Below are 13951 nucleotides of genomic sequence, written 5' to 3'. Positions count from 1 at the left end.
TCACATGTCCTTACTCTCTTCCCACACCGACAACCCGACTTTCCGCAACGCTTCCTATATCCTGATGGGCTTGGCCTTGCTGATTGTCTTGCACTACCATTTGCTGCCGCTGCTGCTGTCGGTTATCCTGACCTATATCTTTATTACGCGCACCAACGGCGTCATCCTCAAGCTCCGCCGCCGTGTTTTGCCGCGCAACACGCGGCTGCATAAATCGCTCAACGCGCACAATATCAACCTGATTTCCACTACGCTGACGCTGGCCATCGTGTTCAGCATCATCACAATGATGTCTTTAGGCATTTACCACCTGATACACGGCGGCCATGTCGGCTTTATGTTGGCGAAGCTGGCGGCAATTTTGGAAGACACCAAAAACAGCCAAGACCTGCCTGCGGCCATTCTCAATATGCTGCCCAACAATATGGCCGAAATCAAAGCCTCGGCGATCAAGCTGATTGAAGAATACCGCGCCGCGCTGACCCGCATCAGTAAAAACAGCATCACGTCCTTCGTGTACATCCTCATCGGCATCATCATCGGCGCCATGCTCAGTTTCCACCGCCTGGAAATGCGCAAAAACCGCCACAAAATGCCATTGTTTAAAGCCGAATTGATGCGGCGCATCATCAATTTTGAAACCAGCTTTGAACGCGTGTTCCTCGCACAAGTCAAAATCTCGCTGATCGACACTTTCCTGACCGGCCTGTACCTTTACTTGGTTTTGCCGCTTTTTGGCGTTGAGCTGCCGTTTAAAATGACCGTCCTGATCGTCGCCTTTATCGTCGGTCTGATTCCGGTGGCGGGCAACCTGATTTCCAACACCATTATCATTATTTTGAGCCTCGGCGCATCGCTTTACGTCGCACTCGCCTCGCTGGTGTTCCTCGTTGTCATCCACAAGCTCGAATATTTCCTCAACGCCAAAATCATCGGCTCGGAAATCGAATCCAGCGCGTGGGAATTGCTGGTGGCAATGGTCGTCTTTGAACGCATTTTCGGCATCGGCGGCATCATCGTCGCGCCGGTTTATTACGCCTATTTGAAAAACGAATTGAAACTGCGAAAATTGATTTAATCAGTTGCGTTTATACACATCAAAGGCCGTCTGAAAACGACAATCGGGTTTTCAGACGGCCTTTGCTTTACCTTTTCTTACACTTTACGGCATAATGGCAGCCACGCATTCCTAGAAGAAAGACAAACAATGTCAACCAAAACCCCTTCCCTATTCGGCGGCGCGATGATTATCGCCGGTACGGTTATCGGCGCAGGCATGCTTGCCAACCCGACCGCCACCTCCGGCGTATGGTTTACCGGCTCGCTGGCCGTGTTGCTGTACACCTGGTTTTCCATGCTCTCCAGCGGCCTGATGATTTTGGAAGTCAACACCCATTATCCGCACGGTGCCAGCTTCGACACCATGGTCAAAGACCTGCTCGGCCCGACTTGGAACGTCATCAACGGCGTTGCCGTCGCTTTCGTTTTATACCTGCTCACTTACGCCTACATCTTCGTCGGCGGCGACCTGACCGCCAAAGGCATCGGCAGCGCGGTAGGTGGCGAAATTTCGCTTACCGTCGGCCAACTCGTCTTCTTCGGCATTCTCGCCTTTTGCGTTTGGGCATCCGCACGCTTGGTTGACCGCTTCACCAGCATCCTCATCGGCGGCATGGTACTCACCTTCATCTGGGCAACCGGCGGCCTGATTGCCGATGCCAAAATGCCTGTCCTGTTTGACAGCCAAGCCCCTGCCGGCACCAGCTACTGGATTTATGTCGCTACCGCTCTGCCCGTCTGCCTTGCCTCATTCGGCTTCCATGGCAACGTCTCCAGCCTGCTCAAATACTTTAAAGGCGACGCGCCCAAAGTGGCCAAATCCCTGTGGTCGGGGACGCTGATTGCCTTGGTGATTTACGTCCTCTGGCAAATCGCTATCCAAGGCAACCTGCCGCGCAACGAGTTCGCACCGGTTATCGCCGCTGATGGACAAGTATCTATCCTCATCGAAACACTATCAAAATTTGTTCCTACCGGTAACATGGCATTAATACTGTCTTTCTTTTCCTACATGGCAATTGCTACATCCTTTTTGGGCGTAACTCTCGGACTATTTGATTACATTGCTGATATATTCAAATGGAACGATAGCCCCTCAGGACGCACCAAAACTGCAGCTGTTACTTTCCTCCCTCCCTTGATTTCCTGCTTGCTTTTTCCTACTGGCTTTGTCACGGCCATTGGCTATGTTGGACTCGTTGCTACCGTATGGACCTGCTCTACACCAATCTTATTACTGTTCCATTCCCGTCAGAAATTTGGTAAAAGCAAAACTTACACTGTTTATGGAGGTGTATGGCTAATTTACTGGGTAGCTCTCTTCGGTATCGTCAATATACTGGCATGGAGCTTAAACAAAATGGAGCTTGTTCCCGTATTTAAAGGTTAAATTCCCTTAAGGCCGTCTGAAACACCCTCTTTCAGACGGCCTAATTCATTATTTTCCGCTACAATACCCCCTTTCCCCCCAACGAACACCGTCCATGTACGACAATATCCGTTTCCATCTCGACGAAGACTATCCCGACCAGCTCCCACCCGAAAACGCCGCCACCCATATCGGCATGTACTGGCAATGGGCAGCGCAGGCAGGCCTCGTCAACCCCGTCTGGCAAACCGCCTCCGAAACCGCAGCCGACTTCGCCGCCATGACCTCGGGCAAAATCAGCGGACGACACTTCCTGCTCAAACACATGGACGGCGCATTAACGGCGGACGACTTTACCGAACTCGGCCAACGGTTTACCGAGTTCTACTACACCGACGAAGAAGACGGCTACGGCGCATTTATGGAAGACTACGTCCTCGCCCTCGACACGCCCTCGCTCGGCGGCTTCTACCACGTCAAAAACACCCCGGAAACCTTCGCCAAACTGACACCCGTTTTTCAGACGGCCTTTGAAAAATGGAAAAGCAGTTTGAAAGCAGAAAAATAAGAGCCCACACCATGAAACTCATCATCCTCGACCGCGACGGCGTTATCAATCAAGACCGCGACGATTTCGTCAAATCCGTTGACGAATGGATTCCCATCGAAGGCAGCATGGATGCCATCGCCTTTTTAACGCAGGCAGGCTACACCATCGCCGTGGCCACCAACCAATCCGGTATTGGCCGCAAATACTTTACCGTGCAAGACCTGACCGAAATGCACGCAAAAATGCACCGCCTTGCCGTTCAAGCAGGCGGTACCATCGATGGCATTTGGTTTTGCCCGCACACTGCCGCCGACAACTGCGAATGCCGCAAACCCAAGCCCGGCATGATTATCGACATCATCGAACGCTTCAAAGCCAATGCCGCCGAAACCTGGCTGGTCGGCGACAGCCTGCGCGACCTGCAAGCCATTGATGCCGCAGGCGGCAAATCCGCGCTCGTCCTGACCGGCAAAGGTAAAAAAACGCTGGCCAAACACGAGCAAGAACTGCCCGAACACACCCAAGTCTTCGACAACCTGCTGGCTTTCTCGCAATACATCATGCGTGAAAACACACAAATCGAAGAAGCCGCGCAAGCCATCCTATAAACAACAAGGCCGTCTGAAAACTGCCGACAATGGCGTTCAGACGGCCTTCAAACGACAGACTTTTCCCCGATATGCTGATTATCCGCAACCTGATTTACTGGTTCATCCTTTCCTCTAGCATTATTTTGCTGTTCCCATTTATGCTGCTTGCCCTGCCCTTCCAAGGCGGCGCACACAAAATGGCGCAAATTTGGGTGCGCATCCTCAACTGGTCGCTCAAGCACGTCATCGGTTTGAACTACACCTTAAGCGGCGCAGAAAACATTCCCGACCACCCTGCCATCATCTGCGCCAAACACCAAAGCGGCTGGGAAACCCTCGCCCTGCAAGAGATTTTTCCGCCGCAAGTCTATGTTGCCAAACGCGAACTGTTCAAAATCCCTTTCTTCGGCTGGGGCTTGAAGCTGGTTAAAACCATCGGCATCGACCGCAGCAACAGCCGCGAAGCCAACAAACAACTCTTAGAACAAGGCCTTGCGCGTAAAAACGAAGGCTATTGGATTACCATTTTTCCTGAAGGCACACGCCTGCCGCCCGGTGAAAAAGGCCGCTACAAGCTCGGCGGCGCGCGCATGGCAAAAATGTTTGAGATGGACATCGTCCCCGTCGCGCTCAACAGCGGCGAATTTTGGCCGCGCAACTCCTTCCTCAAATACCCCGGCACGGTCAGCGTCATCATCGGCAAACCCATTGCCCACAACAACGGCAATGAAGCCGAACTCATGGCCCAATGCGAGCAATGGATCGAAAGCCAACAGCCCCTGATTACCGGACAAGGCCCGTTCGCGCCCCAAACCAAATAAATTATTCCATCGGGTGGGCCGCCATGCCCTCCCCTTTCCCTCAAACACCATGCCCCGCCTCCATACACACACTCTTTCAGACGGCCTCACTATTCATATCCAGCTCAAACGCAGCGCCAAGAAAAACCTCATCTTGCGCCCCGTTTCCGCCGATACCGTCAGCATCAATATCCCTCCGTTTGTTACCCAGCGCACCTTTACCCAATGGCTGAACGACAACGAAGCCATCCTGCGCCGTACCCTAAATAAAACACCGGTCCGACAAACACCTACCGACACGCTTCCCGAATGGATTTGGTATCAAGGCGTTCAGACGGCCTTGTCCGTCCACACAACAAACCACATCCAAATCAGGCCGTCTGAAATCCTATTGCCCGAAAAAGAAACCGCCGCCCAACTCACCCATTTGCGCCGCTTCCTGCACGAGCGTGCGCGTGAGTATCTGCTGCCACGCCTCGAAGGCCATATCCGAACCACACGCCTGACCCCGAGCGCCATTTCCCTTTCCAACGCCAAAACCTTCTGGGGCGTATGCCGCCACACCACCGGCATCCGCCTCAACTGGCGGCTCATCGGCGCGCCCGAATATGTCGCCGACTACGTCTGCCTGCACGAACTCGCCCACCTGCGCCATCCCAACCACAGCCCTGCATTTTGGGCTCTGACCCACTCGCTCACGCCGTATGTCGACCAAGCCGAACAATGGCTGAAGGCGCACGGCGGCGAATTGTTCCGCCTCGGCTAAGTCTTCCCAGCAGCATTTTTCTGCAAGCAAACACCAGCCCAAAGCAAAGAATCAACGCCCTCCAAACAAATCATGTAGCCGCGCGTAAAATCAGGTTTATCCGCTTGCCGCCCCCTCATACCTGCCGATAAGATGATGTCGTTCTACAAACCCTTTTCAGAAAGGAAAACCGATGACCAAAGCAAAATCGTTACTGGCCACCGGCATTTTGGCTCTTTTCTCCGCCACGGCATTCGCCTCCCCGCTGCCTTCCGAAATCTACCGTCCGGCAGGCGCACACACCATCAAAGCCGATCATCAAGGCAACGGCGAATTTGAATACGAAGCCGAACTTTCCGGTCAACGCAATTCCATTCCTTCCTTGGCCAAAAAAGTGATCGCCCACGCGCGCAGCAAAGGTTTCCATGTGGTTGAGTCTGAAATCAAACACGACGATGCCGATCTGAAATTCAAACGCGGCAAACAAGAGCTGGACGTTTCCATCGAAGATAAAGGCCAAGGCCGTATCGAATACAAAGCCGATTTGGATTTGGACTTGGACCAAAACTAAATCCGACTCGCAAATAAAGGCCGTCTGAAATCCCATCGGGTTTCAGATGGCCTTTTGTCGTCTTTATCAGATATAATGGCACTCGGTTTGTAAAATTTCTGACTCAAAACATTGTACAATCTGCCCACTTATACCGATAACATCCCAAACATTGCCATGAAAAAACGTCTGCTCCTCCTCGCCATCCTTCCCCTTTCCCTTCACGCCGCCGATGTGCCGCCTGATGTGAAACCCGAGCTTCAAGTCAACACAGCCGAACCCCAACAACCCGAAACGCACAACATCCCTGTCGAGCAGACAAACAGGCCGTCTGAAAAAATCATCAACGTCGATGCCGACACCCTGCTTGCCAATACCGAATTACTGGCACGCGCCATGTATTCCGCCGTCGTCGCCCACAACATCCCCGGCATCAAAGCCGTTTTGCCCATTTACGAACAATGGCCAGAACACGACCGCGCCATGGCACGCTATGCCAAAGGTTTGCTTGCCCAATCCGAAGGACGCGCCGCCGAAGCCATCGGCCATTACCGCCGCTTTATCGCCGAGCAACCCGATGCCTCCGCCGTCCGCTGGCAGCTTGCGACCGCCTTGTTTGAAGACAAACAAAACGAAGCCGCAGCCGACCAGTTCGACAAACTACAAACCGAATCCCTCCCGCCTGCCTTGCAAGAACGCATCGAAACCTACCGCAAAGCCCTGCGTGAACGCGACTCATGGCAATTCAATGCCGGCTTGAACATCACGCGCGAACAAAACATCAACCAAGCCCCCGGCCAACGCCGTCTGGGCAACCACCTGAGCGATGAACAATGCCACGCCGTGCGCCTTGCCTATCCCGACGACGACTGCTTCCGAGGCTGGACATTCCCCGAACCCATCGATGCCACTGCCATCCATTACCAAATCGGCGCAGAAAAAAAATGGTCGCTGCCCCGCGGCTTCTATGCCACGGCAGGCGCAGACCATTACGGCAAAATCTATCCCAAACACACCAACTACAACGACCTCACCACACGCTTTTCGGCAGGCATCGGCTATGCCGACCAGCGCAACGATATCGGCATGACCCCGTTCCATGAACGCCGCTTCTACGGCAACGACCCCTACACCTACACCAACGGCGCACGCCTCCACTACAACCATTGGTGGCAACCCAAGCTGCAAACCCTCAGCGCATTTGAAGCAGGCCGTCTGAAAAACGGCCGCCGCGAGCATTCCAACAACACCAGCCAACTGCTCAGCAACTCCATCGTGTACTACCGCAACGCGCGCCAATACTGGGTAGCCGGTATCGACCTCTACCGCGAACGCAACCGCGACGACAAAAGCGACAGCTTCAACCGCTACGCCCTGCGCACCACATGGGGACAAGAATGGCCCAAAGGCCTCTCCACCGTCCTACGCCTCAGCGCCGCCCAACGCCATTACCAAGCCCCCAGCTTCTTCAGCAACGAACAAAACCGCCGCGACAAAGAAGCCTCCGCCTCCCTGAGCGTATGGCATCGCGCCCTCCATTTCAAAGGCATCACCCCACGCCTGACCATTGCCCACAACAAAACATGGAGCAACGACAAGTTCTACGAATACGGCAAAACCAAAATGTTTGTCGAATTGAGCAAAACGTTCTGACAAATAGAACTAATCTGGGGATCAAGCAAAAATATCGGTCCTGCATACTGATTTACAAGGCAGATTCAAACTTTTACAGATACCGGATAAATAGGATTTTCAAGGCATAATTCCTCATTAAATTTATATTTATCAAATAGATAAATCCAAGCCAATATTACTTCACAGCGCAACGCACAACACTACATAACGTTACAAAAAATCAGGCCGTCTGAAACCCAACTTGGCGTTTCAGACGGCCTTAGTATTGGTTATCGTATCCGTTTACCTCTTCAACACAACACCGCTGCCAACGCCGAAATCGCGGACGAAGAAACCGTCAAAATCATGAACCCGCTCAACTACATCGGCAAACCGGGCGTAAACCTGCCACAAAACTGGCGCATCCGCGTCGGCACCAACGACCGCGACACCTCACTGGCAGTCTCCGCCATCTTAACCGCCAAACTGCAAAACAACGGCCAAACCGTCGACTACGCCCTGCCTTGGGATGTTGGCCACAGCGGCGATTATGACTTAGACGAACTGTTTGCCTGGATGAAACAAGTTAGCAATTCTGCAAAATAATTGTTCGCAATATAGATTGAGATGAGATTTGGTATCCTGTTTTAATTAAAGAAAGGCCGTCTGAACTTTTTCAGACGGCCTGTATTTTAATAAAAACTTAAAGCCCTTTATTATATAAATGAAATTTTTAATAGAATTAAATTCTAATTTTTATGAATTAACTGATTTTAAATTCCATAAAATAATTTAAATAAAGAAATTTTAGAATAAAATTGCTAAAACAAAAAATCAAGCCTTGTTTAATTCTGCTAAAACCTGTAACCTGTATCAAAAATAAACAAGAGAGTTCATCATGTCCCAGCACCACCCTACCGACGATATTAAGATCAAGGAAGTCAAAGAGTTACTCCCTCCAATCGCACATTTGTATGAGCTGCCTGTTACGCCTCAGGTTGCCAATTTGGTTTATAAAACACGTCATGAAATTGCGGATTTGGTTCACGGCCGCGACAATCGTTTACTGGTCATCATCGGCCCATGCTCGATTCACGATACTAAGGCGGCGGTAGAATATGCGCAAAAATTGCTGACCTTGCGCAAAAAATATGAGAAAGAGCTGCTGATTGTAATGCGCGTGTATTTTGAAAAACCGCGTACAACCGTTGGCTGGAAAGGTCTGATTAACGATCCGCACTTGGACGGTACGTTTGACATCAACTATGGCCTGCGCCAAGCACGTCAGTTGTTGCTGACTTTGAATGAAATGGGCATGCCTGCTTCGACTGAATTCTTGGACATGATTACGCCGCAATACTACGCCGACCTGATTTCTTGGGGCGCGATTGGTGCGCGTACGACTGAAAGCCAGGTACACCGCGAATTGGCCAGCGGCCTCTCCTGCCCTGTCGGCTTTAAAAACGGTACGGACGGCAATCTGAAAATCGCCATCGACGCCATCGGCGCCGCCAATCATCCGCACCACTTCCTGTCTGTAACCAAAGCCGGTCATTCCGCGATTGTCCACACCAGCGGCAATCCTGACTGCCATGCGATTTTGCGCGGTGGTAAAGAGCCTAATTACAGCGCGGAACACGTTAAAGACGCAGTTGCGCAGCTTCAAAAAGCCGGCGTGAGCAGCAAACTAATGGTGGACTGCAGCCATGCCAACAGCCGTAAAGACTTCCGCAAACAAATGGATGTGGCGCGCGATGTTGCGGAGCAGCTGAAAGCCGGTGAAGAAAACATCATGGGTGTGATGGTGGAAAGCCACTTGGTTGAAGGCCGCCAAGACAAGCCTGAAGTTTACGGTCAAAGTATTACGGATGCCTGCATCGGTTGGGATACGACTGAAGAATTGCTGGCCCTGCTTGCCGAAGCGAAAGGTTATCAAGCGTAAGTGCAAAACCATTAAAAAGACCGGATACGTTCCGGTCTTTTTTGTGTCTGTCATTTTGATTTCTTTGCTCAGGCTTATAATAAAAACAGTATGTTAGGAAAAATTTAGGCCGTCTGAAACAATTAAAAGACAGTTTCAGACGGCCTACTCAATCCGTTTATGCCGCACCAACGCTATACGTTTCGCCCTTGCTGTCCGCTTGGCCGACAATGGCAGCAACGGCAGCGGCCAAGCCGTTGCGCGTCATGTATTTTTGCGGAATTTCTTGGGCATTTTGTGTCAAGGTATAGGCATTATCTTCGCCATCGGCAAGGCCGCAGGGGCGCAAGATGGTCCAATTCAAACCGCTTTGTTTGAGATAGATTTCGGCTTCCGTTTTGGCACGGACGGCTTCGCCGAGTGCCTGTTTGAACGGCTCGCTCATCATGTCCCATTGTTCACCGCAGCCCATGCTGGTAATCAGTACAAAGCGAGCTTGCGGATTGGCGGCTTTCGTAGCGGCAATGATGTTGATATTGCCCAGCGCATCGCTGCGGATGCCCTCTTCGTTTTTACCGCCGACAAAACTGATCACGGTATCGGGACGATATTGTGCCAACGCTTTATCGAGCGCGTCGGCATCAAGCGCATCGGCGACGACGGTTTGAATATTGTGTTCGGTAAAAAAGCTGTCTTCAGACGGCCTTCTCAATACGGCGACGGTATCGGCTGAGTCAGTCAATGTGCGGATATAGGCGCGGCCGGATGGGCCGTTGGCTCCGAAGATGAGTTGCATGTTTGTAGTTCCTTTGTATGGTAGATGTTTGTTGTTAGAAAATCCGCTCCTCTATGCAACAAGGAACGGATTTTCAGACCGTCTGAAACCGTTTAAGCGGCATCAAACAGTTTGCGCATGGCTTCGATTTGGTGTTGTTTCAACTCGCCTGCTTCATCACGGCCGACGAAAATTTTAAACATGGCGCCGCCGTTGCGGTTGATAAAGTTGAGCGAGCAAGTGGCTTTGCCCATGAACGGGCGTTCCAAAAGGTAGATGGAGGCGCAGTTTTCGTAATAGATATGACCGTGTACGCCGCCGTCGGTTTCGGGATGGTCAAAATTGTAGAAACCGCGGCCGACTTTGCCGTTAGGCAGTTTGCCGCTGACTTCAACGATGGCATCGGGGGTGTGGGCGATGAAGGTCACGGATTCATTCCATGCGGCGATGGCTTGGAGGATTTCGACAATGCGGCTGCCTTCGGTTTGACGCACGTTCTCTTCAGGCAGGCAGCGGATAACGTCTTCAAAACTGCATTGGTTTTGCGCGGCCAGCATTTCCAGCACTTGGCCGGGATTTTTTTCCAATGATTGGCGTAACATGGTTTGTTGTTCGGCTGAAAGTTTTTGCATGGTTTGATCCTTTTCTTGAGTCGGAAGAGTGAGCATGAGTTTGCGGATAAGGGTGGGCGACCAATAACGGCCGCTGGTATTCAAACGGATAATGCCGTCTGAATCGGGTTCTTTAAAAAGCTGCATTTCCTGCCATTGGGCAATCAGCTTTTGCGCTGTTTTGTTGCCGTCGAACAATAATGGATTCAGACGGCCTGTTTCAATATCGTGCTGGACTTTGCTGAGAAGTGCTTTATTTGGACTATGACCGCTCATAAATGCGATGTTTTTCTCGCCTTTCGGCGTGGCAAGATAGCTCTCCAAATCGCCCTGCACCTGATAGCTGAAACCGCCGAAGTTACCCCCCGCGCCGGAGCCGAACGCCAAACAGGGAATATCGGATTTAATCAGAGTATTGTAGCGGTTGCGCTCGCCGCGGCCGGGATAGGCGAAGTGGCTGTTGCTGACCTGTTCCCAGCCTTTTTCCAGCAGTGTTTCAACCGTGTAGGCATATTGGTCTGCCTGAATATCAAAGCCCGGCGGTGTCGGAAATGCGCCTTTTTCAATCATGCGATTGATGGGCAGCATGGGATAAAGGTTGAACGCGTATGTATCCAAACCGGACAGAGGCAGCTCGGCGGCACGGGCAATATCGTTTTGCCAAACTTCATCGGTTTGATTGGGCAGGCCGAACATCAAATCTGCCACAATTACGGCATCGAGTTCGCACAATTTTGCCAAATATTCAAACGCCTCGTCGCCGCTGTGTTTGCGGCCGAGACGGCGGCGGATGGCGGTATTGAAGGTTTGCACGCCGATGGAAATGCGGTTGGCCCCTGCCTCGATACAGGCCTGTGCTTTTTCCAAATTGAAATGGCTCATGCGCCCTTCGATGGTGAACTCGCAGTCTTCGGCAAGCGGCAGATATTGGTAGCAGGCACGAATCAGGCGGACGATGTCTTCCGTAAGCAACGCGGTCGGCGTACCGCCCCCGAAATAAACAGCTCGGATTTTGCCCTTGCCTGTACGAACTTCGGCTTCAGCGGCCATTTCTTCGATAATTTTGTCGGTGTACACGCTGCTTTGGCTGTCCTTCCACGCATTACGGTAGAAGCCGCAAAAAACGCAGTGGTTGGCGCAAAATGGAATATGCAGATAAGCAAGCGCGTCCACATCGGCGGCATGGGGAAGCTTTTTCTTCCAAATGTTCTGCCACTGGGGACGCGGCATTGGAACGCCGCCCCAAACGGGCATTAATGCCTGACGTTCGGGAAATGCCTTGGGTGCGGATTGTCTTGGAGTCCAAACAAGCTGCTGTACCATGATAATGATAAACAAAAGTTATTGGTAAGATTTATATATTAAATAATCATTATCATTTTCTTGTCAATATTTTTTGTAATTAAAAATTAGTATTATTTTAAAATATTGTATTCTATAAATAATAAAATATATTTCTATTTGATGGAAATCGGCATTTTACTTGTGAAATGCGCAAAATTTGGTTCTTCAAGCCGAGAACATCCTCCCATTTCGTTTTATTTTTGAACGATAAAATAAATTTTCTTTATCGTTTTTCAGACGGCCTGTTGGCGCTCAGCTTCTGAAATAAAACCCTGCCTCATCTTCGCAACGGCGTATCTGCCAACCGTAAACCGATTCAAGCAAATCAGGGCGCATCACTTCGCCCACCTTGCCTGATGCAACGACTTTTCCCTTATTCATCAAAATAATATGTTCCGCATAACGCGCGGCGAGGTTTAAATCGTGTAATACCATTATTGATGAGGCACGGTTTGAATGCCCAACCAAATACTGCATCAGGCGGTGTTGGTGGCGGATATCGAGATGGTTGCACGGTTCGTCCAAAAGCAAGACCGGCGCGTTTTGCAACAGGGCGCGGATGATGTTGGCGCGTTGCTGTTCGCCGCCTGAGAGCTTGCCGATACGCTTATCCGCCAATGACGTCAAATCAAAATAATCGAGCAACTCATCCGCCCATTCATGGTTCAGACGGCCTTTTTGTACAAATGACGCCAACGCAATGTATTCGCGTACGGTCATCGGCATGTTGTAACGGCCATGCTGTCCGACCCATGCCACCCTGCCCGCGCGGATTTGCGGCGCAACGGCCTCACCGAAAAGCGTGATTCCCCCCTGCCCTGTTTGCCCGATTAAGGCCCGCAGCAAAGTGGATTTGCCCGCACCATTCGGACCGATAATAACGGTCATGCCCGAAGGTATATCCAGTTGATCGATTTCAAGCAGGGTTTTGTCTTGGACGCGGACGGAAAGATTACAGATTTGAAATAAGGTGTGCATGGCAAAAGACATGGGGCAATGAAGTTTCAGACGGCCTGTTTAGGCATTAACGGCTTTTCAAAGGCTTGATAAACAAATACATAAAAAATGGTCCGCCCAATAAGGCAATCACGATACCAACCGGCAGATCGACAGGGTATGTCAGCCAGCGCGCCGCGCCGTCCACCACCATCAAAAACACTGCGCCCAACCAAGCCGACAGTGCAATCAGTTTGCGGCGGCTGCCACCGACGGTTTGCGCCAGCACATTGGGGATCATCATGCCGAGAAAACCGATGATGCCCGAAAGCGATACCGCCGCCCCCGTCATCAATGCCGCGCCGATTACGGTTTGCACACGCAATGCCCCAACTGATACCCCCATACTGGCAGCCGTGTCTTCCCCTGTCATCAAAACGTCCAGCCGCCTGCCTGCGGACAGCAAAATCAGAAAACCGGGCAACATAACCGCGATTGCCGCGACAGGCGATGAGAAACCGGCTTCGGCAAGGCTGCCCGACAGCCATGTTGTCGCGCTGCGCAATACCAAATCGTCAGATAAAAACAAAATCATACTAACTACCGCGCCCGAAAACGCGCTCAATACAAACCCCAACACCAGCAATCCCAAAGTACCGCCGCCGAGCAGTTTGTGCACCGCCAAAATCAGCAGGCACACACCCAATGCACCGAGAAAAGCCGCGCCCGGCACACCCATCGCGCCGCCGCCCAAAGCCAATAACACAATCACGCCCAAGGCCGCCCCGCCCGACGTCCCGATCAAACTCGGATCGGCCAACGGATTCTCAAATAAAGCCTGCAATGCCGCCCCCGAAGCGGACAAACCGGCTCCGACCAAAAGTGCGGTATAGATGCGCGGTAAACGGATTTGGCGGACGGTTTCATCCATCGCCAATGGCGACTCCCACGCGCCAAAACCGATGCCGCAGCACAAATAAACGGCGGCGGCAGTAAGCAGCAGGCAGAGGGTAAGGATATGCGGTTTCATGACATCATGCGGTTCAAGCGGATTGAGGGACGGTTTCAGACGGCATTTTTAAGACAA

The 13951-nt window shown here is 51.6% G+C and carries 13 protein-coding genes and 1 pseudogene; 10 read left to right on the top strand and 4 right to left on the bottom strand.

Annotated features, from left to right (window positions below):
- The first annotated feature begins 4 nt into the window (after positions 1–4).
- From HMPREF2675_RS00135 to aroG, 10 genes and pseudogenes are all read left to right on the top strand, one after another.
- Complete coding sequence (locus HMPREF2675_RS00135; protein WP_070813641.1) at positions 5–1078, top strand: AI-2E family transporter; 1074 nt, start codon at positions 5–7, stop codon at positions 1076–1078.
- 129 nt (positions 1079–1207) lie between these two features.
- Complete coding sequence (locus HMPREF2675_RS00130) at positions 1208–2449, top strand: aromatic amino acid transporter (RefSeq protein ID WP_070813640.1); 1242 nt, start codon at positions 1208–1210, stop codon at positions 2447–2449.
- Positions 2450–2543: 94 nt separating this feature from the next.
- Complete coding sequence (locus HMPREF2675_RS00125; RefSeq protein WP_070813639.1) at positions 2544–2996, top strand: DUF7832 domain-containing protein; 453 nt, start codon at positions 2544–2546, stop codon at positions 2994–2996.
- An 11-nt stretch (positions 2997–3007) separates the two neighbouring features.
- Positions 3008–3586, top strand: coding sequence for a D-glycero-beta-D-manno-heptose 1,7-bisphosphate 7-phosphatase (gene gmhB / locus HMPREF2675_RS00120; RefSeq protein WP_070584588.1), 579 nt, complete (start codon positions 3008–3010; stop codon positions 3584–3586).
- A gap of 71 nt (positions 3587–3657) precedes the next feature.
- Complete coding sequence (locus HMPREF2675_RS00115; protein ID WP_070813638.1) at positions 3658–4389, top strand: lysophospholipid acyltransferase family protein; 732 nt, start codon at positions 3658–3660, stop codon at positions 4387–4389.
- 49 nt (positions 4390–4438) lie between these two features.
- On the top strand, positions 4439–5134 hold the full coding sequence (locus tag HMPREF2675_RS00110; RefSeq protein WP_070813637.1) for a M48 family metallopeptidase: 696 nt from the start codon (positions 4439–4441) through the stop codon (positions 5132–5134).
- 172 nt (positions 5135–5306) lie between these two features.
- Complete coding sequence (locus HMPREF2675_RS00105; protein ID WP_070813636.1) at positions 5307–5684, top strand: hypothetical protein; 378 nt, start codon at positions 5307–5309, stop codon at positions 5682–5684.
- A 156-nt stretch (positions 5685–5840) separates the two neighbouring features.
- Positions 5841–7316, top strand: coding sequence for a surface lipoprotein assembly modifier (locus HMPREF2675_RS00100; RefSeq protein ID WP_070813635.1), 1476 nt, complete (start codon positions 5841–5843; stop codon positions 7314–7316).
- Positions 7317–7586: 270 nt separating this feature from the next.
- Positions 7587–7883: pseudogene (locus tag HMPREF2675_RS00095) on the top strand (alpha/beta hydrolase); the annotation flags it as partial.
- A 292-nt stretch (positions 7884–8175) separates the two neighbouring features.
- The gene (aroG, locus tag HMPREF2675_RS00090) at positions 8176–9219 is read left to right on the top strand and encodes a 3-deoxy-7-phosphoheptulonate synthase AroG (protein ID WP_070813634.1); all 1044 of its coding nucleotides are present in this window, start codon (positions 8176–8178) and stop codon (positions 9217–9219) included.
- Positions 9220–9376: 157 nt separating this feature from the next.
- Here aroG and HMPREF2675_RS00085 read toward each other — a convergent pair whose 3' ends face one another.
- The 4 genes from HMPREF2675_RS00085 to HMPREF2675_RS00070 form a co-directional block, all read right to left on the bottom strand.
- Entirely contained in the window at positions 9377–9994 is a 618-nt protein-coding gene (locus HMPREF2675_RS00085) for an NAD(P)H-binding protein (RefSeq protein ID WP_070584578.1), read from the bottom strand.
- Between the two features lie 92 nt (positions 9995–10086).
- Positions 10087–11907, bottom strand: a complete 1821-nt coding sequence (gene hutW / locus HMPREF2675_RS00080) for a heme anaerobic degradation radical SAM methyltransferase ChuW/HutW (protein WP_070813653.1) — start codon at positions 11905–11907, stop codon at positions 10087–10089.
- A gap of 273 nt (positions 11908–12180) precedes the next feature.
- Positions 12181–12906 (bottom strand): ABC transporter ATP-binding protein, encoded by a 726-nt coding sequence (locus tag HMPREF2675_RS00075; RefSeq protein ID WP_070813652.1) that lies wholly within the window; start codon positions 12904–12906, stop codon positions 12181–12183.
- Between the two features lie 46 nt (positions 12907–12952).
- Positions 12953–13894 carry a FecCD family ABC transporter permease gene (locus tag HMPREF2675_RS00070; RefSeq protein ID WP_070813633.1) on the bottom strand — a complete coding sequence of 314 codons (942 nt, stop codon included), beginning with the start codon at positions 13892–13894 and terminating at the stop codon, positions 12953–12955.
- Positions 13895–13951: the final 57 nt, after the last annotated feature.

This window comes from Neisseria sp. HMSC061H08 (genome assembly GCF_001836795.1).
GTDB lineage: Bacteria > Pseudomonadota > Gammaproteobacteria > Burkholderiales > Neisseriaceae > Neisseria > Neisseria subflava_A.
The sequence above is the reverse complement of the archived record's forward strand: the minus strand, read 5'-3'. Positions and strand labels throughout refer to the sequence as shown.

Coding starts and splice junctions, on each gene's coding strand:
- HMPREF2675_RS00135 (WP_070813641.1), top strand. CDS start 5: ATGTCCTTACTCTCTTCCCACACCGACAACCCGACTTTCCGCAACGCT.
- HMPREF2675_RS00130 (WP_070813640.1), top strand. CDS start 1,208: ATGTCAACCAAAACCCCTTCCCTATTCGGCGGCGCGATGATTATCGCC.
- HMPREF2675_RS00125 (WP_070813639.1), top strand. CDS start 2,544: ATGTACGACAATATCCGTTTCCATCTCGACGAAGACTATCCCGACCAG.
- gmhB (WP_070584588.1), top strand. CDS start 3,008: ATGAAACTCATCATCCTCGACCGCGACGGCGTTATCAATCAAGACCGC.
- HMPREF2675_RS00115 (WP_070813638.1), top strand. CDS start 3,658: ATGCTGATTATCCGCAACCTGATTTACTGGTTCATCCTTTCCTCTAGC.
- HMPREF2675_RS00110 (WP_070813637.1), top strand. CDS start 4,439: ATGCCCCGCCTCCATACACACACTCTTTCAGACGGCCTCACTATTCAT.
- HMPREF2675_RS00105 (WP_070813636.1), top strand. CDS start 5,307: ATGACCAAAGCAAAATCGTTACTGGCCACCGGCATTTTGGCTCTTTTC.
- HMPREF2675_RS00100 (WP_070813635.1), top strand. CDS start 5,841: ATGAAAAAACGTCTGCTCCTCCTCGCCATCCTTCCCCTTTCCCTTCAC.
- aroG (WP_070813634.1), top strand. CDS start 8,176: ATGTCCCAGCACCACCCTACCGACGATATTAAGATCAAGGAAGTCAAA.
- HMPREF2675_RS00085 (WP_070584578.1), bottom strand. CDS start 9,994: ATGCAACTCATCTTCGGAGCCAACGGCCCATCCGGCCGCGCCTATATC.
- hutW (WP_070813653.1), bottom strand. CDS start 11,907: ATGGTACAGCAGCTTGTTTGGACTCCAAGACAATCCGCACCCAAGGCA.
- HMPREF2675_RS00075 (WP_070813652.1), bottom strand. CDS start 12,906: ATGCACACCTTATTTCAAATCTGTAATCTTTCCGTCCGCGTCCAAGAC.
- HMPREF2675_RS00070 (WP_070813633.1), bottom strand. CDS start 13,894: ATGAAACCGCATATCCTTACCCTCTGCCTGCTGCTTACTGCCGCCGCC.